The following is a 21,873-nucleotide window of genomic DNA, read 5'->3' as shown; positions in this document are numbered from 1 at the left end:
AACGGAATGTCTTCCTTGCTACGCGCCACCCTGATCACCCTGGCGTTGCTGACCACCGCCGGTTGCACCAACAAACCGGTGCTCAACACCCAGCACGCGCTGCCGGCCAACACCCAGGTCAGCGAAGACAAAATGAAGCAGGTCATCGTCAACGCCCTGCAAAAACGCGAGTGGACCGTGCAACGTCTGAGCCCGCAACTGGTGCAGGCCGAAATCACCGTGCGTAACCAGTACTACGCCGCCATCGACATCCGTTACACCCGCAACAGCTACGCCATCACCTACCGCGACAGCCGCGACCTGGGCTACAAGGACGGCAAGATCCATCGCAACTACAACCGCTGGGTGAACAACTTGGACAGCGACATCATGGCGGGTTTGCGCAGCAATGGCGCGAATGAGCCGGGGTCGGCGGCGCAGTTGTTTGAGCAGACGGGGACGTCGAAGCAGAACTGATACACCCGCTTTCCTGTGGCGAGGGAGCAAGCTCCCTCGCCACAGGTTATTCGCCCGTCATACCAACGCCTTACGGGTTAGAAGTTCCACAAACGCCTTGGCCATCGGGGTTTGCGCGCCTTTGCGTTGCACCAGCCACACGGCCGTCACCGCTTCCTGATCGAGCAACGTGCGATACACCACGCCATCAATGCGTATGCGCTGGTAAGACGCCGGCAGCACCGACACACCCAACCCCGCCGCCACCAAACCGATGATGGTCATCGCCTCTCCGGCTTCCTGGGCGAAGTGCGGGCTGAAGCCGGCGTCACGGGCCAGGTTGAGCAATTGCGCATACAGGCCGCTGCCATAGGTGCGTGGGAAGAATACAAACGGCTCCTGCGCCAGTTGCGCCAGGTGCAAACCGCGCTCGCTGCCTTCCACCAGCGGGTGGCCGGCATTCAGTACGGCGACCAGAGGCTCACGCATCAGTTCGATGACGCTAAGCGAGTCGGGCAACGGCAGCGGCCGCATAAGCCCGACCTGGATCGACTCATCCACCAGCGACTCGGCCACTTCGGTGCTGCTCATCTCTTGCAGGTTCAGGTGCACCGCCGGGAACGCCTGACGAAACGCAAAGATCGCCTGCGGAATGCTGGAATTGAACGGCGCCGACGAGGTGAAGCCAATCTTCAACTCCCCCAGTTCGCCCAACTGCGCGCGCCGGGCCACGTCCGCCGCCTTGTCGACCTGCGCCAGCACTAACCGCGCCTCGTGCAGGAACAACCGCCCCGCCTCACTCAGCTCGACCCGACGATTGGTCCGCTCAAACAAGCGCGCGCCCACCTCTTGCTCCAGCGCCTGAATCTGCTGGCTCAGCGGCGGTTGCGAGATGCCCAGTACCTGCGCGGCACGGCCAAAATGCAGCTCTTCGGCGACGGCGATGAAGTACCGCAGGTGACGCAATTCCATGCAAACCTCATTAGGTCGTTAAAGCTATCAAACAGGTCGAATAATATATTGGAAAGAATCATTAGGCAGCTATATTCTTTTTTGCATTGCCAGTCCTGGCAGGCTTTCCCTCGCCGAGGTCCCCGTGAAATCTGCTGTCGCTCCATCTGCTCAAGACATCCCGCCTACCGCCTTAGATGAGGTGGTGGCACAGCTCAACGAGCAGTTCATCGAAAAAGGCACGCCGATGTTCATGCGCACCGTGCTGGCGCTGTTCTCCGGTGGGTTTGCGACCTTTGCGCTGCTGTATTGCGTGCAGCCGATGATGCCAGCGCTGTCCCACGAGTTTTCCATCAATGCGGCGCAAAGCAGCCTGATCCTATCGGTTGCCACGGCGATGCTTGCCTTGGGATTGCTGATCACCGGGCCGATTTCCGACCGGCTGGGGCGCAAGCCCGTGATGGTGTCCGCGTTGTTCTGTGCCGCGCTGGCGACCATCGCCAGTGGCTTGATGCCGACGTGGGAAGGGATTCTGCTGATGCGCGCGTTGGTGGGTTTGTCACTGAGCGGTCTGGCCGCTGTAGCGATGACCTACCTGAGCGAAGAGATTCACCCGCAACACATCGGCCTGGCCATGGGGCTCTACATTGGCGGCAACGCGATTGGCGGCATGAGCGGGCGCCTGATCATGGGCGTGCTGATCGACTTCGTCAGTTGGCACACCGCCACGCTGATCATCGGCGCCCTGGCGCTGATCGCGGCCACGGTGTTCTGGAAGATCCTCCCCGAGTCGCGCAACTTCCGCGCCAGCAGCCTCAAGCCACGCAACCTGCTGGATGGCTTTGTCATGCACTTCAAGGACGCGGGCCTGCCGTGGTTGTTCCTCGAAGCGTTCCTGCTGATGGGTGCGTTCGTGACGATGTTCAACTACATCGGCTATCGCCTGCTGGCTTCGCCTTACGAATTAAGCCAAGCCCTGGTCGGCCTGCTGTCGCTGGTGTACCTCTCGGGCATCTACAGCTCGGCGAAAATCGGCTCACTGGCTGATCGGCTCGGCCGTCGTCGTGTGTTGTGGGGCACCATCGTGCTGATGCTTTCGGGGATGTTACTGACACTGTTCACCCCGCTATGGCTGGTGGTGCCGGGCATGCTGATCTTTACCTTCGGCTTCTTCGGCGCCCACTCGGTGGCCAGCAGCTGGATCGGCCGCCGCGCAGTCAAGGCCAAGGGGCAGGCGTCGTCGCTGTACTTGTTCTGCTACTACGTGGGCTCGAGTATTGCGGGTACGGCGGGTGGGTTCTTCTGGCATTTTGCCGGGTGGAATGGGATTGGTGGGTTTATCGTGGCGCTGTTGATTGGCGCGCTGTTGGTGGCGTTGAAGCTGGCGAAGCTGGCGCCGCTGGGGAATGTATAGGCCTGACGCGATTTGCTGTATGTGGGAGCTGGCGTGCCTGCGATAGCGGTAGTGAATTCACCACCGCTATCGCAGGCAAGCCAGCTCCTACATTTGTTTTGTGTACACCCTAATAAAAAGCCCGGCACTGCCGGGCTTTTTCATTACTCGTGGTACTGCGCCGACAGCTCATGCACCGCGCGCAGGAACGCGCCGGCATGTTCCGGGTTCACTTCCGGCGTGATGCCATGGCCGAGGTTGAACACGTGCCCGCTGCCCTTGCCGTAGCTGGCCAGGATGCGGCCGACTTCGGTGCGGATCGCTTCCGGCTTGGCGTAGAGCACGGTGGGGTCCATGTTGCCTTGCAGCGCCACCCGGTTGCCAACGCGGCTGCGCGCGTCACCGAGGTCGCAGGTCCAGTCCAGGCCGAGTGCATCGGCACCGGCGTCGGCGATGCTTTCCAGCCACAGGCCACCACCTTTGGTGAACATGATCACAGGTACTTTGCGGCCTTCGTGTTCGCGGATCAGGCCGCTGACGATTTTGCGCATGTAGGCCAGGGAGAATTCCTGGTACGCCGCCGACGACAGGTTGCCGCCCCAGGTGTCGAAGATCTGCACCGCTTGCGCACCGGCCATGATCTGGCCGTTGAGGTAGCTGGTCACCGACTGGGCCAGTTTGTCCAACAGCAGGTGCATGGCTTGTGGGTTGTCATAGAGCATGGCCTTGGTCTTGCGGAAGTCTTTCGACGAGCCGCCTTCGACCATGTAGGTGGCCAGGGTCCATGGGCTGCCGGAGAAGCCAATCAGCGGCACACGGCCATTCAGCTCGCGGCGGATGGTGCTGACGGCGTCCATCACGTAACCGAGGTCTTTGTGCGGATCAGGGATCGGTAGGGCTTCGATGTCGGCGAGGGTGCTGACGACTTTCTTGAAACGCGGGCCTTCGCCGGTTTCAAAGTACAGGCCTTGGCCCATGGCGTCAGGGATGGTGAGGATATCGGAGAAAAGGATGGCCGCGTCCAGTTGTGGGTAGCGGTCCAGCGGCTGCATCGTGACTTCGCAGGCGAACTCCGGGTTCATGCACAAGCTCATGAAGTCGCCGGCATTGGCGCGACTGGCGCGGTATTCCGGCAGGTAGCGACCGGCCTGACGCATCATCCACACGGGCGTGACATCTACGGGTTGCTTGAGCAGGGCACGAAGGAAACGGTCGTTCTTGAGGGCAGTCATGTCGGCATCCGCAAAAAAAGTACGGGCATTTTCTCAGAGCGCGACGCAAAAGGCACGGAGTGAGCCGTGCCTTTTGTCTATCGGGTCAATTTGTCGCGGTGATTGGACCTCGCACTTGAGCCTCTTCGCTGCAATAACTTGAAACTAAACGTCACATTTGCTCGCACTCTTGCAACGTCGACTTAACAGCAAATTAACTGCTCGTTCCTAGCATCCATGCCTCTTTATGGAGGCATGTCGATGTATAGAAAACTGCGTTTCGCATCAGGTTCACTGGTGTTGGCGATTGCTGTGAGCGGCTGCACTCCGGCAACCGAGCCGCAGGCATCCGCCCCCGTAAAGGTGAGCACCGAAACCCTGCAAGCCAAACCCCTGTCTATCACCAGCGAGCTCAGTGGGCGCATTGCGGCACCACGAACGGCCCAGGTAAACGCTCGGGTAGCTGGGGTGGTGCTCAAAAGTGTGTTCGCGCAAGGCGCTGACGTAAAACAGGGCGACGTGCTGTTCTACATCGACCCGGCGCCGCTCCAAGCTGACTTGGATAGCGCGCTGGCCGGGCTCAAAAGGTCTCAAGCCGATGCTTCACGCGCGCGCCAGCAAGAACAGCGCTACCGCCAGTTGATCTCAGGCAATGCGATCAGTGCTCAGGAATATGACAACGCACGGGCGGGCGCACGGCAGGCCGAGGCTGACGTCGCGGCCAATGAGGCCTTGGTACAACGCGCGCGTCTTAATTTGGGTTACGCCACCGTTACCGCGCCCATCTCCGGGCGTATCGGGCGCGCCTTGGTGACCGAAGGCGCCTTGGTCGGCCAGAACGAATCAACCCCGCTGGCGCTGATCCAGCAACTGGACCCGGTCCATGTCGACCTCACGCAATCGACCCGTGAACTCAACGAACTGCGCCGCGCATTCCGCTCCGGCCAGTTGCAGCAATTGAGCCCAGGCCAGGCCAAAGCCACCTTGCTCCAGGACGACGGCAGCGCGTACCCGTTGCCCGGCAAGCTGCTGTTCAGCGACATCGCCGTCGACCCCGGCACCGGCCAGATCATCCTGCGCAGCGAATTTCCCAACCCCGACCTCGATTTGCTGCCCGGCAGCTTTGTGCGTGTGCGGCTGGAGCACGCCATCGACCAACAAGGCATCAGCGTGCCGCAGCGCGCCATCCTGCGTAACAGCGCGGGGTTGCCACAGGTGCTGTTCGTGGATGACCAACTGCGCGTGAGCCTGAAAACCGTGCAACTGGGCGCGGTGCACCAGAACCGGTGGGTCGTCACCGACGGCCTCAGCGCCGGCGACCGCATCGTCGTCGAAGGCCTGCAGCATGCCCGACCAGGCGAGCAGGTCGTGCTCGACAACGCCGCTCTTCCACTCGACCAAGCTATTGGTCAGTCAGCAGGACGCTAGCTTATGCCGCAATTCTTTATCGATCGCCCGGTATTCGCCTGGGTCATTGCGCTGTTTATCGTGCTGGCCGGTGTCCTGGCGATTTCGCAGTTGCCCGTGGCGCAATACCCCAACATTGCACCGCCCAAAATCGAGGTCGTTGCCACCTACCCCGGCGCGTCGGCGCAGGCCATGGACCAAAGTGTCGTCAGCCTGATCGAAGAAGAGCTCAGCGGGGCTGATCACCTGCTGTATTTTGAATCGCGCAGCAGCCAAGGCTCCGCCACGATCACCGCGACCTTCAAACCCGGCACCAACCCTGAGCTGGCGCAGGTCGACGTGCTCAATCGCTTGAAGGTCATCGAGTCGCGCCTGCCGCAAGCGGTGATAGAACAGGGCTTGCGCGTGGAGAAAGTTTCCACGGGTTTCCTGCTGTTCATCTCACTGATCGGCACCAGCGATGACGTCGACAACGTGTCCCTCAGTGATTACCTGGCGCGCAACGTGGTCAATGAGATCAAACGTCTGGACGGCGTCGGCAAGGTGCAGATGTTCGGCGCCGAGCGTGCCATGCGTATTTGGGTCGATCCGCAAAAGCTGATTGCCTTCAACCTGACAGCGGCGGACGTGAATGCCGCGATCATCGCGCAGAACGCCCTGATAGCCGCCGGCAGCCTCGGGGAGCTGCCGGTCGCCGGCAGCCAGGAAATCACTGCGAGCATCCTCGTAGACGGCCAACTGTCGAGCCCTGAAGCATTCGCCGATATTGTGCTGCGTGCCCAGCCCAATGGGGCCAGCGTGCGCATAGGTGATGTTGCCAGGGTCGAGATCGGCAGCCAGGAATACCAGTTCGGTACTCGCCTCAACGGCCAGCCTTCCAGCGAATTGGGCGTGCAACTGACACCCGGCGGCAACGCATTGAGTACTGCGACGCTGGTGCGCGCGAAAATGGATGAGTTGACGCGCTACTTTCCGGCAGACATGAAATACCAGATCGCTTACGACACCTCGCCCTTCGTCAAAGTCTCGATCACCAAAGTGGTTTACACCTTGCTCGAAGCGATGGTGCTGGTGTTTGCCGTGATGTACCTGTTCTTGCAAAACATCCGCTACACATTGATTCCGACATTGGTTGTGCCGGTGGCCCTGATGGGCACCTTTGCACTCATGCAGGTGCTGGGGTTCTCCATCAATGTGCTGACCATGTTCGGCATGGTGCTATCCATCGGCATTCTGGTGGACGACGCCATCGTGGTGGTGGAGAACGTCGAACGCATCATGCTTCAGGAGCGCCTCTCACCCAGGGACGCCACGCGCAAGGCGATGAAACAAATCGGCGGCGCCATCGTCGGCATCACCCTGGTGCTGGTGGCCGTGTTTATTCCGATGGCGTTCATGCAAGGTTCGGTCGGGATCATTTACCAGCAGTTTTCCCTGACCATGGCCACGTCGATTCTGTTCTCGGCGTTCCTTGCCCTGACCCTCACACCGGCACTGTGCGCCACGCTACTGAAACCCGTTGCACCGGGTGAGCACAAGGCCCGCGGATTCTTCGCCGGGTTCAACCGCCGATTCGAACAACTGACCGAGCGCTATCAGGGCTGGGTCGCACAGGCCTTGAAACGCAGTGGCCGCTATTTGTTCATCTATGCCGCGCTACTGATCGTGCTGGTGGTGAGTTTCAATCGTCTGCCCTCCTCGTTTCTTCCAGTCGAAGACATGGGCTATACGATCACCGATATTCAACTGCCTCCCGGGGCGAGCCAAAGCCGCACGATCGAGGTCATCAAGCAGATCGAAGCACACAACGCCACCGAGCCGGGTGTGGACAACAGCACCTTTGTGCTCGGTTTCAGTTTTTCCGGCAGCGGGCAGAATGCCGGGCTGGGTTACACGGTGCTCAAGGATTGGTCGCAGCGGGGCAGCAATGACACGGCGGCCGCGATCGCCGAACGGGCGAACGCGGTGGCCAGCCAAATCAAAGGCGCCGAAGTGTTCGTCGTATTGCCGCCGCCGATTGACGGGCTTGGCACTTCCAGCGGGTTTGAGTTCCGCCTGCAAGACCGTGGCGGCCTTGGGTACGCGACATTGATGCAGGCACGCAGCGATTTGCTGGAGGCCGCTCAAGCCAGCCCGATCCTGATCAATGTGCGCGAAAGCGCGCTGGCCGAAGCGCCCCAGGTAAAACTGGAAGTCGACCGCCGACATGCCAATGCGCTGGGTGTCGCCTTTGCCGATATCGGCAACGTCGTGTCCACCAGCATCGGTTCGGCCTATATCAATGACTTCCCCAATCAGGGCCGCATGCAACGGGTGGTGGTCCAGGCTGAAGGCGAGCAACGCAGGCAGGTCGAGGACTTGCTGAAGATGCACGTACGCAACAACGAGGGACAAATGGTGCCGCTGTCGGCTTTTGTCCAGGCCAATTGGATTAAAGGGCCGGCGCAACTGAACCGCTACAACGGCTACCCGGCGATCAGCATTTCCGGCGAACCGGCGCCCGGCTACAGCACCGGCGAAGCCATGGCGGAAATCGAGCGCCTAGTGGCGCAAGGGCCTGCCGGGCTGGGGCAGGAATGGACGGGGCTGTCATTGCAGGAGCGTTTGTCGGGCAACCAGGCGCCGATCCTGTTCGGCTTGTCGCTGCTGGTGGTGTTCCTGTGTCTGGCGGCGCTGTACGAGAGCTGGTCGATCCCGACGTCAGTCCTGCTGGTAGTGCCCCTGGGCGTGCTCGGTGCCGTGCTGGCGGTGACCCTGCGCGAGATGCCCAACGACGTCTTCTTCAAGGTCGGTTTGATCACCATCATTGGCCTGTCGGCGAAAAACGCGATCTTGATCATCGAGTTTGCCAAGAGCCTCTACGACGAGGGCCACGACCTGGTCGACGCCACCCTGCAAGCCGCGCGGCAGCGGTTGCGGCCGATTGTGATGACCTCCATGGCGTTCATCCTTGGCGTGGTGCCCCTGGCCATTGCCACCGGTGCCAGTTCGCAAAGCCAACAGGCCATCGGCACGGGCGTGATCGGCGGGATGATCACCGCGACGTTGGCCGTGGTGTTTGTACCGGTGTTTTTTGTGGAGGTGACGAAGCGAGTGAAAACCCGCCGTCGCTGAAACGCAAAAAGCGGGCTTGTCCGTAAAGAACACGCCCGCTTTTGTGTGTGGCTTAGCCGGGCCTAGACGCCCAGGTAATCCAGGATCCCTTCAGCGGCATTACGCCCTTCGAAGATCGCGGTTACCACCAGGTCAGAACCCCGAACCATATCGCCACCGGCGAAGATTTTCGGGTTGCTGGTCTGGTGCTTGTACTGGCCTTGTTCCGGGGCTACGACACGGCCCTGGCTATCGGTCTGGATTTCGAACTGCTCGAACCACGGCGCCGGGCTTGGGCGGAAACCGAAGGCGATGACCACGGCGTCAGCCGGGATAATCTCTTCAGAACCCGGGATCGGTTCAGGGCTGCGACGGCCACGGGCGTCCGGCTCGCCGAGACGGGTCTCGACCACCTTCACGCCTTCGACACGGTCTTCACCGACGATGGCAATCGGCTGGCGGTTGTAGAGGAATTTCACGCCTTCTTCCTTGGCGTTCTTCACCTCTTTGCGCGAGCCTGGCATGTTGGCTTCGTCACGACGGTACGCACAGGTCACCGACTTGGCGCCCTGGCGGATCGAGGTGCGGTTGCAGTCCATCGCGGTGTCACCACCGCCGAGCACCACAACCTTCTTGCCTTTCATGTCGACGAAATCTTCCGGCGACTTTTCAAAGCCCAGGTTGCGGTTGACGTTGGCGATCAGAAAGTCGAGCGCGTCGTAAACGCCCGGCAGGTCCTCACCGGCAAAGCCGCCCTTCATGTAGGTGTAGGTGCCCATGCCCATAAACACCGCATCGTATTCGGCGAGCAGTTGCTCCATGGTGATGTCTTTACCGATTTCGGTATTGAGACGGAACTCGATACCCATGCCGGTGAACACTTCGCGACGGTGGCTCAGTACGGTTTTTTCCAGCTTGAACTCGGGGATGCCGAAGGTCAGCAGACCGCCGATTTCCGGGTTCTTGTCGAACACCACCGGGGTCACGCCGCCACGCACCAACACGTCGGCGCAGCCCAAGCCCGCCGGGCCTGCTCCAACGATCGCGACACGCTTGCCGGTCGGCTTGACCTTGGACATGTCCGGGCGCCAGCCCATGGCGAACGCGGTGTCGGTGATGTACTTCTCCACCGAACCGATGGTCACCGCGCCGAAGCCGTCGTTAAGGGTGCAAGCACCCTCGCACAGACGATCCTGCGGGCACACCCGGCCGCAGACTTCCGGCAGGGTGTTAGTCTGGTGCGACAGCTCGGCGGCGGCGAGGATGTTGCCCTCAGCCACCAATTTTAGCCAGTTGGGAATGAAGTTGTGCACCGGGCACTTCCATTCGCAATACGGGTTACCGCAACCCAGGCAGCGGTGGGCCTGGTCGGCCGAGTGCTGGGGTTTAAAGGGCTCGTAGATTTCCACGAACTCTTTCTTGCGTTGACGCAACAGTTTCTTCTTCGGATCTTTGCGCCCGACATCGATGAACTGGAAGTCGTTATTCAGACGTTCAGCCATGTTAAAACCTCATCAAACTGTTCAGGCGCATATCACTGCGGGTTGGCACGGATGCTGGAAAGCAACGATTTCAGGTTGGCAGCCTTGGGCTTGACCAGCCAGAAACGACGCAGGTAATCATCGAGGTTTTCAGCGAGGTTACGCCCCCATTCGCTGCCGGTTTCCTCGACGTATTCGTCCAGCACGTGCTGCAAGTGGTTCCGGTAGGATTCCATGGCTTCACCGCTGATCCGCTGGATCTCGACCAACTCGTGGTTGACCTTGTCGACGAAGGTGTTGTCCTGGTCGAGCACGTAGGCGAAACCGCCGGTCATGCCCGAACCGAAGTTGTAACCGGTCTTGCCCAGTACCGCGACAAAGCCCCCGGTCATGTACTCGCAGCAGTGATCGCCAGTGCCTTCCACCACGGTGTGGGCACCGGAGTTACGCACGGCGAAACGCTCACCGGCCGTACCGGCGGCGAACAGCTTGCCGCCGGTGGCACCGTACAAGCAGGTGTTGCCGATGATGGCACTGTCCTGGGTCTTGTAGATGCTGCCTTTAGGCGGAACGATCACCAGCTTGCCGCCGGTCATGCCCTTGCCCACGTAGTCGTTGGCGTCACCTTCCAGGTACATGTGCAGGCCGCCGGCGTTCCACACGCCGAAGCTCTGGCCCGCAGTGCCGTTGAAGCGGAAGGTGATCGGCGCTTTCGCCATGCCTTGGTTGCCGTGCTTGCGCGCGATTTCGCCGGAGATGCGTGCGCCGATGGAGCGGTCGCAGTTGCAGATATCCAAGGCGAATTCGCCACCGCTGGCGTCGTTGATCGAGGCGCTGGCCATCTCGACCATCTTCTCGGCCAGCAAGCCTTTGTCGAACGGCGGGTTGCGCTCCACCTGGCAGAATTGCGGCTTGTCTGCCGGGATGTGATCGCTGCCCAACAGCGGCGTCAGGTCCAGGTGCTGTTGCTTGGCAGTCTGGCCTTCGAGGATTTCCAGCAGATCGGTACGCCCGATCAGCTCTTCCAGCGAGCGCACGCCCAGCTTGGCTAACCACTCACGGGTTTCTTCGGCGACGTAGGTGAAGAAATTCACCACCATGTCGACGGTGCCGATGTAGTGATCCTTACGCAGCTTCTCGTTCTGAGTCGCGACGCCGGTGGCGCAGTTGTTCAGGTGGCAGATGCGCAGGTATTTGCAGCCCAGGGCGATCATTGGCGCGGTGCCGAAGCCGAAGCTTTCGGCGCCGAGGATCGCAGCCTTGATCACGTCGAGGCCGGTTTTCAGGCCGCCGTCAGTTTGTACACGGACTTTGCCGCGCAGGTCGTTGCCGCGCAGGGTCTGGTGAGTTTCAGCCAGGCCCAGTTCCCACGGCGCGCCGGCGTACTTGATGGACGTCAGCGGCGAAGCGCCGGTGCCGCCGTCGTAGCCGGAGATGGTGATCAGGTCGGCATAGGCCTTGGCCACGCCAGCGGCGATGGTGCCCACGCCGGCTTCGGCTACCAGTTTCACCGAGACCAGCGCCTGCGGGTTGACTTGTTTCAAGTCGAAAATCAGCTGCGACAAGTCTTCAATCGAGTAGATGTCGTGGTGCGGCGGCGGCGAAATCAGGGTCACACCCGGCACCGCATAACGCAGCTTGGCGATCAAACCGTTGACCTTGCCGCCTGGCAGTTGGCCGCCTTCACCGGGCTTGGCGCCCTGGGCGACTTTGATCTGCAGCACTTCGGCGTTGACCAGGTATTCCGGGGTTACACCGAAACGGCCAGTCGCGACCTGCTTGATTTTCGAGCTTTTGATGGTGCCGTAGCGCGCCGGGTCTTCACCGCCTTCGCCGGAGTTGGAACGCGCACCCAGGCGGTTCATGGCTTCGGCCAGGGCTTCGTGGGCCTCAGGCGACAAGGCGCCGAGGGAAATACCCGCGGAGTCGAAGCGCTTGAGGATCGATTCCAGCGGCTCGATTTCGCTGATGGCCAGCGGCGTGTCCAGGGTTTTCACCTTGAACAGGTCGCGGATCATCGACACCGGGCGGTTATCCACCAGCGCGGTGTATGCCTTGAACTTGGCGTAGTCGCCCTGCTGCACAGCGGCTTGCAGGGTGCTGACCACGTCCGGGTTGTAGGCGTGGTATTCGCCACCGTGCACGAACTTGAGCAGGCCGCCTTGCTGGATCGGCTTGCGCGCGCTCCAGGCTTCGGCGGCCAGGGCTTTCTGTTCGGCTTCGATGTCGACGAAACGCGCACCCTTGATGCGGCTCGGCACGCCACGGAAGCTCAGCTCGCAGACTTCTTCAGACAGGCCGATGGCTTCGAACAATTGAGCGCCGCGATAGGACGTGACGGTGGAGATACCCATCTTCGACAGGATCTTCAACAGGCCCTTGGTGATGCCTTTACGGTAGTTCTTGAACACCTCGTAGAGGTCGCCCAGCACTTCACCGGTACGGATCAGGTCACCGAGCACTTCGTACGCCAGGAACGGATAAACCGCCGAGGCGCCGAAACCGATCAACACCGCAAAGTGATGCGGGTCGCGGGCTGTGGCGGTTTCGACGAGGATGTTGGAGTCGCAACGCAGGCCTTTTTCGGTCAGGCGGTGGTGCACCGCACCGGTCGCCAGGGAAGCGTGGATCGGCAACTTGCCTGGAGCGATATGACGGTCAGTCAGCACGATCTGGGTACGACCGGCACGCACCGCTTCTTCAGCCTGATCGGCGACGTTACGCACAGCGGCTTCAAGGCCGAGGCTCTCGTCGTAGTTCAGGTCGATGATCTGGCGGTCGAAGCCTGGGCGCTCCAGGGTCATCAACGAACGCCACTTGGCTGGCGAGATCACTGGCGAGCTGAGGATCACGCGGGAGGCGTGCTCAGGCGACTCCTGGAAGATGTTGCGCTCGGCACCGAGGCACACTTCCAGCGACATCACGATGGCTTCGCGCAGCGGGTCGATCGGTGGGTTAGTCACCTGGGCGAACTGCTGGCGGAAATAGTCGTATGGCGTGCGCACACGCTGGGACAGCACGGCCATCGGCGTGTCATCGCCCATGGAGCCGACCGCCTCGTAGCCTTGCTCGCCGAGCGGGCGCAGCACTTGGTCGCGCTCTTCGAACGTGACCTGGTACATCTTCATGTACTGCTTGAGTTGGTCGACGTCATAGAAAGCCGAACCGTGGTCGTTGTCTTCCATGGTCGCCTGGATGCGCAGGGCGTTCTTGCGCAGCCATTGCTTGTACGGGTGACGCGACTTCAAGCGGTTGTCGATGGCGTCAGTGTCGAGGATCTGCCCGGTTTCGGTGTCCACGGCCAGGATCTGGCCAGGGCCTACGCGGCCTTTAGCGATAACGTCTTCAGGCTTGTAGTCCCATACGCCGATTTCCGACGCAAGGGTGATGAAACCGTTGGTGGTGGTGACCCAACGCGCCGGGCGCAGACCGTTACGGTCGAGCAGGCACACCGCGTAGCGGCCGTCGGTCATTACCACGCCGGCCGGGCCGTCCCACGGCTCCATGTGCATCGAGTTGTACTCGTAGAACGCACGCAGGTCCGGGTCCATGGTCTCGACGTTCTGCCACGCTGGCGGAATGATCATGCGCACGCCACGGAACAGGTCAATGCCGCCGGTGACCATCAGCTCGAGCATGTTGTCCATGCTGGAGGAGTCGGAGCCCACACGGTTGACCAGCGGGCCGAGCTCTTCGAGGTCCATCAAGTCGTTGGCGAACTTGGTGCGACGGGCCACAGCCCAGTTGCGGTTGCCGGTGATGGTGTTGATCTCGCCGTTGTGGGCGAGGAAGCGGAATGGCTGGGCCAGCGGCCATTTCGGCAGGGTGTTGGTGGAGAAGCGCTGGTGGAACACGCAGATTGCGGTTTGCAGGCGCTCATCGCTCAGGTCTGGATAGAAGGCGGTCAAATCCGCCGGCATCATCAGGCCTTTATAAATGATGGTCTTGTGCGAAAAGCTGCAGATGTAGTGGTCGGTATCCAAGGCGTTGGACACTGACGAACGACGACGCGAGGTAAACAGCTTGATCGCCATGTCCTGGTCGCTCAGGCCACTACCTGCGATGAACACTTGTTCGATCTGCGGCAGGCGCTCCAGGGCCAGGCGGCCGAGCACGCTGGTGTCGATCGGCACTTTGCGCCAGCCGACAAGTTGCAGGCCGGCAGCGAGGATCTCGCGGTTCATGTTCTCGCGAGCGGCTTCGGCTTTGACTGGGTCCTGGTTGAAGAAAACCATGCCCACGGCGTATTGCTTGGGCAGGTCGACCGCAAATTGCTCTTTGGCGACAGCGCGCAGGAACTGGTCGGGCTTTTGAATCAGCAAGCCACAACCGTCACCGGTCTTGCCGTCGGCGTTGATCCCACCGCGGTGGGTCATGCAGGTCAGGGCCTCGATGGCCGTTTGCAAAAGGGTATGACTGGGCTCGCCCTGCATGTGGGCTATCAGGCCGAAACCGCAGTTATCCTTGAATTCATCGGGTTGGTACAGACCTGCTTTCATAGACACTTTCTCACCAGGCTGCCTCTTATACCGAGGCAAATTTCTTTTTAATTCAACCGGTTACCTTCCACGCCGAACGTACGCCGGCTTAGCGGGGGCAAAAGGGAGGTCATTGTACACACCGACACGAACGCTCACAAATTTAGCGACGAAATGTCGCAAATCTATGTCGCATTTATGAAAGGTTTAAAGCGATATGCTGTGCTAGTCAAAACTTTTTTAATTCTGACCGCTACGACTCAAAAGTGACGTGTGCAGACACCACAAAGCGCGCGGCCTTCAGGGCTGCACGCTTTGTCGTTTTTTTTGAGGTGCCGAGAGGGCGGCCTGGGTAAGGCCGCCGAATCTTCAGCGAGTTGTTGCGAGTTCTTGTTGAACGCTGGCAACAGTGCGAGGCCAAGGTTTACCAGCCTGAACCTTCGCTGGCAAGGCCTTGATAGCGGATTCAGCTGCTGCGCGGCTGGAGAAGTTGCCGTAAGTGATCACGTAGAGAGGCTTGCCGTTGAGCACTTTCTTGAAATAACGGTACTCGCCGCCCTGCTCTTTCACGAACGCCTGGGCATTGGCTTCGGAGCTGGTGCCGAGGATCTGCACCACGAAGTTGCCGGTCGGCTGGCTGGTGTACCAGCTGCTGCCGGCGGCGCCTGCCTTGGCGACAGTGGCTGCTGGTTTTTCAGCAGGCTTGGCAGCCGGTGCCGGCTTGGCGGCTGGTGCCGGTGCGACAGGCTTGGCAACCGGAGCCGGTTTGGCGGTGGCGACGGTCGGTGCCGGGGTCGGCTTGGCCGCTGGCGTGGCTGCCGGGCCGGCTGGTACGCCTGCAGGCGGCGCGGTAGTGGTCACGGTCGGTGGCGTGGCACTGGAGCCTTCCACCGGCACACCGTCGTCGCCTTCGGAGATACCACCGGCTTCTTCGGCGAGCGGGCCGCGCATCACCGGCTGGCCCACCATCGGCAGGTTGGTCGGTTGGCCGGAGTTGGCGAATTCGACATTTGGCGTGGGCTTGCCCAGTGGCAACTGCGCCTGTTCGGTTGGCGCGCCGGCGGTGGCGGGTGCCTTGCTGCGACCTGGGATCAACCAGGCGGCGGCGACAGCGACCACGACAACGGCGGAAATAGCCAATACGTGCTTCTTAGGCATAGTAAACCCCATCTTTGGACGCTTAACCGCAGAGCGGCTTGCAATCATGGCTTCGATCAAGGCATCCCGGGCAACCTGGTTGATGGTGCCAGGCCAGCCGTCGGAGCTTTCGTGAATATCAGAGATCTGCGCAGCGGAGAAAAGTTCGATACCGGCCCCGGCGCCTTCGAGGCGTTGAGCCAGGTATTCGCGGGTCTCTTCCTCTTCGTACGGCTGCAATTCGATAACGTGAAACAGCTCCTGGTCGCCACTGATCTGCTCCAGATCAGCGATCAACGACGATTCGCCAAAGAGGAACACGTGCGGGCGGCCTTCAGGCGTGCCCGCGGCCAGCGCCAGCAGGGCTTCCAGAGCGGATTCGTCGAGCTGCTCGGCGTCGTCCACCAGCAGGTAGACTTCCTGGCCGGTCAGGCCCAGTTGCACCACTTGCTTGAGAATCGCGTTCGGCTCGGCCGTGGCCACGTTCAGCGCTTGGGCCACTTGGCGCAACACGCCCGCCGCATCACCGGCGCCACGGGCCGACACCACCACGCTCTGTACCGATTGCTTGTTGGTGCTGGCGACCAGCGCCTGGCGCAGCAGGGTCTTGCCGCTGCCCAACGGGCCAGTGACTACCAGCAGCAATTGGCTGTAGCGCGCCAAATGGTGCAGTTGGCCAAGCACCGGCTTGCGCTGGGCAGGGAAAAATTTGAAGCCCGGCACCCGTGGAGCAAAGGGGTCGTGGCTTAGCTGGTAATGGCCGAGGAACGCCTCGTCGGCATGCAAACTAGTCATCGGGATCTTATTAACCTTTAAGCTGGGCCAGGGCGCGGTAATCCGCTCCCAGCGTGGCCTGTAAAATCTCTTTCGGATAATCGTCGGTCACTACCGCTTCGCCCATGCGGCGCAGCAGTACCAGTCGCAGGCGACCGTCGATCACTTTCTTGTCGATTGCCATATGTTCGAGGAAATCCGCCTCGGTCATCTCGGTAGGTGGAACGACCGGCAAACCGGCGCGCTGGAACAGGCGAATGCCACGATCACGTTCCTGGGCGCTGATCCAGCCCAGCCGTTGCGACATCTCCAACGCCATCACTGTGCCAGCCGCTACGGCTTCCCCATGCAACCACACACCATAGCCCATGTGCGTTTCGATCGCATGGCCGAAGGTGTGGCCAAGGTTCAGGGTGGCGCGTACGCCGGACTCCCGCTCGTCGGCATTCACCACCAGCGCCTTGGCGGCGCAGGAGCGGGAAATCGCTTCGGTGAGTGCAACCTGGTCCAGAGCGCGCAGGGCGTCCATTTGTTCTTCAAGCCAGGTCAGAAACGGCTCGTCGCAGATCAGCCCGTACTTGATGACTTCCGCCAGGCCCGCCGACAGCTCGCGCGGCGGCAGGGTGTTGAGGGTGGCGGTGTCGATCAGCACAGCTTGGGGCTGATAGAACGCGCCGACCATGTTCTTGCCCAGCGGGTGGTTGATGCCGGTTTTGCCGCCCACCGACGAATCGACCTGGGACAACAAGGTGGTCGGCACCTGGATAAAGTCCACACCGCGCTGGTAACAGGCCGCCGCAAAGCCGGCCATGTCGCCGATCACACCGCCGCCCAGGGCAACCACGGTGGTACGCCGGTCATGACGCGCGGTCAGTAGGCCATCAAAGATCAGTTGCAGGGTTTCCCAGTTTTTGTGGGCCTCGCCATCCGGCAAGATCACCGAAATCACCGAGTACGCCGCAAGGCTGCGGCTCAGACGCTCAAGATACAGCGGCGCGACCGTTTCGTTGGAGATGATCGCCACTTGCCGCCCGGCAATATGCGGTGCGAGCAACTCGGGCAGGTCCAACAAACCTTCGCCAATATGGATTGGGTAGCTGCGCTCGCCTAGATCGACCTTAAGTGTCTGCATGTGTCCCCGCGTGAAGATGTATGTACGATCGGCAACGCTCGGATCTGACGTCGCCTGATGGCTCTGCGCCACACCCCTAAGGCTGATAGCGCGCCGCCGAGAATAGCGCATTTCGGGTCTGGCTTTAACGGGGTGGCAACTGCTGCAAGCGCTCAAGAATGTCGAGAACCACCATTCGTGGTGGCCGCTCATCGGTTTCCACCACCAGATCGGCGATTTCCCGATAGAGCGGATCGCGCAGCGCCAGCAAATCCCGCAAGGTCTTGGCTGGGTCGGCGGTACGCAACAGCGGGCGATTGCGATCACGGGCGGTACGGCCCACTTGCTGCTCGACCGACGCATGCAGATAAACCACGCGACCACCGGCATGCAGCGCCCGACGGTTTTCATCGCGCATGACCGCGCCGCCGCCGGTGGCCAATACCACGCCATCGCAGCCGCACAGCTCGGCAATCATCGCCTGCTCGCGGTCGCGAAAGCCCAGTTCACCTTCCTTATCGAAGATCCATGGGATATTGGCGCCCGTGCGCAATTCAATTTCCTTGTCGGAATCTTTGAATGGCAGGCGCAGCTCTTTGGCCAGCAAACGGCCGATGGTGCTTTTACCAGCCCCCATCGGTCCTACAAGAATCAAATTTCGCACAGAATCAACGACTCACAGCAATCGCCTGGTTATTCATAATACGCGGAGTCAGGAATACCAGCAGCTCGGATTTTCTTTGCGCAACCACATCGCGCCGGAAAAGGCGGCCAAGATACGGCACATCGCCCAAAAATGGCACTTTATCTACCACTTTGCTTTGGGTATTGGAGAAAACCCCGCCGATGACGATGGTCTCGCCATCCTTGACCAATACCTTGGCATTAACTTCGTTTTTCTTGATCGGCGGCACGTCATTGAGCTTATTCAGGTAATCGGGCTCATCCTTGGTGACCTTGACCTCCATGAACACCCAGCCGTCAGGGGTAATTTGCGGGGTGACCTCCAGCGACAGCGAAGCCTCCTTGAAGGACACTGACGTTGCACCCCGGCCGCTGGATTCCTGGTAGGGGATTTCGGTGCCCTTGAGGATGCGCGCGGTTTCCTTGTCGGAGGTGACCACCTTGGGCTGTGAGACGATTTCACCGTTGCCGGTTTTCTCCATGGCGGTCAGCTCCAAGTCCAGCAACAGGTTGTCGGTGATATAGGCGATGCCCAGGCCTGCCGTACCGGTGAGCGAACCCATGTCGACAAACGGTGAGCTGGGCGGGTTTACCGGCGGCTCAACCCCTTCGCCCAAGGGCTTGCTGATACCACCCGCGCCCCAGTTGCCACGGTTGAGTCGGCCGCCCCAGCGCACGCCCAGGCTTTTGTCGTAATCGACATTGGCCTCGACGATCCGCGCTTCAATCATCACCTGGCGCACTGGAATGTCCAACTGCGCCACGATCCGCCGCAGCTCTTCGAGCCGCTCGCTGGTCTGGTAGGCGATGATGTTATTGGTGCGGTCATCCACCGCCACTGAGCCGCGCTCATCGGTGATGCCTTCCAGGCCCGTCACCGACTGGAACAACTTGGCCAGGTCCGCCGCCTTGGCGTAATTGACCTGCAACAGCTCCCGGCGCAACGGCGCCAAATCCGCCATCTGTTTACTTGCCTCCAGTGTCAGCAGTTCGCGAGCCGCCAGCTCTTCGGCCGGCGCCACCAGCAACACACCGGCTTTCACGCGCTTGTCCAAGCCTTTGCTTTGCAGCACCAGGTCCAGCGCCTGATCCCAGGGCACCTCTTTGAGCCGCAGGGTGATCGAGCCCTGCACCTCATCGCTGGCCACCAAGTTAAGCCCCGCGACATCCGCAATCTGCTGCAATACGACACGCACATCGATGTTCTGGAAGTTAAGGTTCAGCTTGTCGCCGGCATAGGGAGTGCCCAGAGCTGCCTGACCGGGAGGCGGCAGCTGGATCAGATCCACACGATTGGGCACAGCAGATGCCATCGGTGCCGTGAACGCTATCCATAGCGCCACACCGAAGGACGAGAAAGTCCTTTTCATTGTTTGATTCCGTTATGAGTTGACGTTTAACACGAGGGTTCGCGAACGCTCCAGCCATGCGCCCTGTTCATCCGGGAACAGTTCGGCCAGTTCGATGTAACTGTCATGAATAGCTGTGACCCGGCCATGGTGAGGCCCCAAGTAATCGCCGACTGCTAGGCGATGCACCGTCGAGGCCGCACGCAGCAATACAAAGGTCTGTAAGCCACGGGACAACGTGCCGACCATTTCGAACCGGTCGATGGCCAGACCTTCCAAGGCGCCACGCTTGCGCGCGAGGTCCGGCGCACGCGCCGGCCGGCCTGACACGTGGCCCACTTGCAAGGCCAGCGGCTGGAACGGATCACGCAGGGAGGCGGCGGCGTAGACAAATCGCGCGCCCTGCTCGACTGCCTGGGCAGGCTTGCCATGGCCTGAGGCGCTTCGATAACTCTTGGCCAGCAGATCAAGGCGCAGCAACGACCCATCAGGCCGAAGCACCACATCATGTGCGGTGACGATGCGCGGCAGCCCGCCCAAGCCGCTCACAAACATTGCCAGGTCGTGGTAGGCGCCAAACACACCGACCTGCACGGGCTCCTCGATGTAGAACGGATGAGGCTGCTCATCCAATACCGTGACGTCCTCGACCACCAGACCATTGGCAACCGCCAGCCGGGCAATGTCTTCCAACAAGCCGGGCATGTCGGATTCGCCGGGCAACTGCCGTAAAAGCCCGGCGACCTGATCCTCCGTCACTTGAGCCTGACGGGTGAGCCCCTCAAACCCCGCGACCTTGCCGGCATTTTGCGCGTGCGCCTGTTGCAGGATTACTTCCTGTACCTCTAACGCTTGCAGCCGCTCACGGGCCGGGGCCAGCAACACAACATCGCCCACCAGCAGCACCAGGCCCGCCAGCGCGCAGCCCAACAGGGCCTTACCGGGTAAGGGCCATTTCGCAGCGTTGTGAGAGAGCGTAGAGAAGTCGAGCCTGGGCAGGCTCATGGCTGGGCCTCGGTGGATTCGCCCTGGCGCACCATGAGTTGGAATTCGTTGCCGCCACCCTCGCCCTGCGCACGCACATGCTGCAACCGGGTAGCGTGGGCACCTTCAGAGGCCTGCAAGCGGCGCATCAACTGGGCGATATCCTGGCTGGACTCGGCACTGCCACTGATACTCACCGTGCCGCCCTTGGCGACAACCTCATGCAGGTGCACGCCATCGGGCACCGCACGCGCCAACTGGTCCAATAGCTGCGCGCTGGCCGAACGGCCTTCGTGCAGGTCCTGCACCACCTTCATGCGTTGCGCCAATTGCTGGCTTTGTTCTTGAAGGTTGTCGAAGGTCTTGAGGCGCGCATCCTCGACGGTGACTTCCTTGCCCAGATGGTTATTTCGCGCGGCTTGCCGGTCAATTGCCTGGTCGATCACCTGATCCGCCAGCCACACCGCCGCGAGCGCCACACAAGCGAACGCCAGCAAAAATATCAGGAAGTATTTGCGCCGCCGTTCCGCCAGCGCCTGGCGCCAAGGCAAAAGATTGATTCGTGTCATCCAGCGAAACTCCTCAGGGCCAACCCGCAAGCAATTCCCATCCCGTGGGCATCCACGGCCCACTGTGCGCCATCGACTCGATGGCCCGGCATGAAGCTGGCGAAATCCTGACTGCAAGCGCGCTCCAATGCAAACCCTTCGACATCCACGACCCGCGTCACCAGCCCGGCCAGGGCCAAAACCGCTTCGCGGGCTTCGACCTGCTGCTTGAGGCACGCCGCCAGCAGCACCTCGACGCGGGCCGGGTCGTGAGCCGAAGGGCCGCGCACCTGAAAATCGATGGCGACGTCGTCCAAGGGGTAAGGAATGTATTGATCGGCCTCCATCTGGATCTTCCAGACCATCTCCTCGTCGCTGAGCCCTGCCGCCATTTCTATCACCCGCGTGATAACCGAAGGGCCCGCCACCGCCACAGCCGCCTGCCTGGCCGAAGTATGCAACTCAGATAACGCCTGTTGCAGTACCCGTCCAATCGCCTCAAGGTCCAGCAGCGTGCCATCAACCACCGCATTGGCAGGCAAGCGCTGTGTGACATAGCCATGAACGCTATAGCCACGGGTTGAACGGCCCAGTTCAATCAGCTTGATGCCGGTGTCATTGATGTCGACGCCCAGCATGGTGTCGACTTTTCGCCTGAAAAATCCCTTTCTCATAAAACTCCCTAAAACTTTGCCTGTCATACCGCCTGATTAGCGCGAGGCATCGTGCATTCGGTCGACTTGTTTGAGTGGTGCGAATGACGCCCCAGGCCGAAAATGCTTTAATGCCCAGCGTTTTTCCCCGCTTTTTTCTGCTGCTCGGGTTGATCCATCGTTT

The 21,873-nt window shown here is 60.9% G+C and carries 15 protein-coding genes; 4 read left to right on the top strand and 11 right to left on the bottom strand.

The genetic code is table 11. The features are described from left to right. The first annotated feature begins 6 nt into the window (after window positions 1-6). Entirely contained in the window at window positions 7-456 is a 450-nt protein-coding gene (locus K0P33_RS03295; RefSeq protein ID WP_242154010.1) for a hypothetical protein, read from the top strand. A 57-nt stretch (window positions 457-513) separates the two neighbouring features. On the opposite strand, the gene K0P33_RS03290 is transcribed toward K0P33_RS03295, so the two are convergent. Further along, a complete protein-coding gene (locus K0P33_RS03290) occupies window positions 514-1,407 on the bottom strand; it encodes a LysR family transcriptional regulator (RefSeq protein ID WP_242154008.1) in 894 nt (297 codons plus the stop codon). A 124-nt stretch (window positions 1,408-1,531) separates the two neighbouring features. Between K0P33_RS03290 and K0P33_RS03285 the strand changes: the two genes are divergently transcribed. After that, a complete protein-coding gene (locus tag K0P33_RS03285; protein ID WP_242154006.1) occupies window positions 1,532-2,800 on the top strand; it encodes an MFS transporter in 1,269 nt (422 codons plus the stop codon). 143 nt (window positions 2,801-2,943) lie between these two features. Here K0P33_RS03285 and hemE read toward each other — a convergent pair whose 3' ends face one another. Continuing rightward, entirely contained in the window at window positions 2,944-4,011 is a 1,068-nt protein-coding gene (gene hemE, locus K0P33_RS03280) for a uroporphyrinogen decarboxylase (protein WP_094949284.1), read from the bottom strand. Window positions 4,012-4,251: 240 nt separating this feature from the next. Between hemE and K0P33_RS03275 the strand changes: the two genes are divergently transcribed. Both K0P33_RS03275 and K0P33_RS03270 read left to right on the top strand, forming a co-directional pair. Next, window positions 4,252-5,418: an efflux RND transporter periplasmic adaptor subunit gene (locus K0P33_RS03275; protein WP_242154005.1), complete on the top strand. Its 1,167-nt coding sequence runs from the start codon at window positions 4,252-4,254 to the stop codon at window positions 5,416-5,418. A 3-nt stretch (window positions 5,419-5,421) separates the two neighbouring features. Beyond that, the gene (locus tag K0P33_RS03270) at window positions 5,422-8,511 is read left to right on the top strand and encodes an efflux RND transporter permease subunit (protein WP_242154003.1); all 3,090 of its coding nucleotides are present in this window, start codon (window positions 5,422-5,424) and stop codon (window positions 8,509-8,511) included. Between the two features lie 62 nt (window positions 8,512-8,573). On the opposite strand, the gene K0P33_RS03265 is transcribed toward K0P33_RS03270, so the two are convergent. From K0P33_RS03265 to pilM, 9 genes are all read right to left on the bottom strand, one after another. Beyond that, entirely contained in the window at window positions 8,574-9,992 is a 1,419-nt protein-coding gene (locus K0P33_RS03265; RefSeq protein WP_094949287.1) for an FAD-dependent oxidoreductase, read from the bottom strand. A 32-nt stretch (window positions 9,993-10,024) separates the two neighbouring features. After that, on the bottom strand, window positions 10,025-14,470 hold the full coding sequence (gene gltB, locus K0P33_RS03260) for a glutamate synthase large subunit (protein ID WP_242154001.1): 4,446 nt from the start codon (window positions 14,468-14,470) through the stop codon (window positions 10,025-10,027). A gap of 348 nt (window positions 14,471-14,818) precedes the next feature. Beyond that, entirely contained in the window at window positions 14,819-16,381 is a 1,563-nt protein-coding gene (locus K0P33_RS03255; RefSeq protein WP_094949289.1) for an AAA family ATPase, read from the bottom strand. A 10-nt stretch (window positions 16,382-16,391) separates the two neighbouring features. Further along, the gene (gene aroB, locus K0P33_RS03250; RefSeq protein ID WP_094949290.1) at window positions 16,392-17,492 is read right to left on the bottom strand and encodes a 3-dehydroquinate synthase; all 1,101 of its coding nucleotides are present in this window, start codon (window positions 17,490-17,492) and stop codon (window positions 16,392-16,394) included. A gap of 124 nt (window positions 17,493-17,616) precedes the next feature. Beyond that, window positions 17,617-18,135, bottom strand: a complete 519-nt coding sequence (aroK, locus tag K0P33_RS03245; RefSeq protein ID WP_071482666.1) for a shikimate kinase AroK — start codon at window positions 18,133-18,135, stop codon at window positions 17,617-17,619. A 4-nt stretch (window positions 18,136-18,139) separates the two neighbouring features. Further along, on the bottom strand, window positions 18,140-19,468 hold the full coding sequence (locus K0P33_RS03240) for a type IV pilus secretin PilQ family protein (protein ID WP_094949291.1): 1,329 nt from the start codon (window positions 19,466-19,468) through the stop codon (window positions 18,140-18,142). 69 nt (window positions 19,469-19,537) lie between these two features. Further along, window positions 19,538-20,509, bottom strand: a complete 972-nt coding sequence (locus K0P33_RS03235) for a pilus assembly protein PilP (protein ID WP_242153999.1) — start codon at window positions 20,507-20,509, stop codon at window positions 19,538-19,540. After that, window positions 20,506-21,057 carry a PilN domain-containing protein gene (locus K0P33_RS03230; protein WP_094949293.1) on the bottom strand — a complete coding sequence of 184 codons (552 nt, stop codon included), beginning with the start codon at window positions 21,055-21,057 and terminating at the stop codon, window positions 20,506-20,508. The genes K0P33_RS03235 and K0P33_RS03230 overlap by 4 nt, the downstream gene beginning before the upstream one ends. Next, complete coding sequence (gene pilM / locus K0P33_RS03225) at window positions 21,054-21,710, bottom strand: type IV pilus assembly protein PilM (protein WP_242153997.1); 657 nt, start codon at window positions 21,708-21,710, stop codon at window positions 21,054-21,056. Before pilM ends, K0P33_RS03230 begins: the two co-directional genes overlap by 4 nt. Between the last annotated feature and the right edge of the window lie 163 nt (window positions 21,711-21,873).

The organism is Pseudomonas sp. ArH3a (assembly GCF_022648765.1).
In the GTDB taxonomy this organism is placed as follows: Bacteria; Pseudomonadota; Gammaproteobacteria; order Pseudomonadales; family Pseudomonadaceae; genus Aquipseudomonas.
Note: the sequence above shows the minus strand (reverse complement) of the source record. Positions and strands in the feature narration are given on the sequence as shown.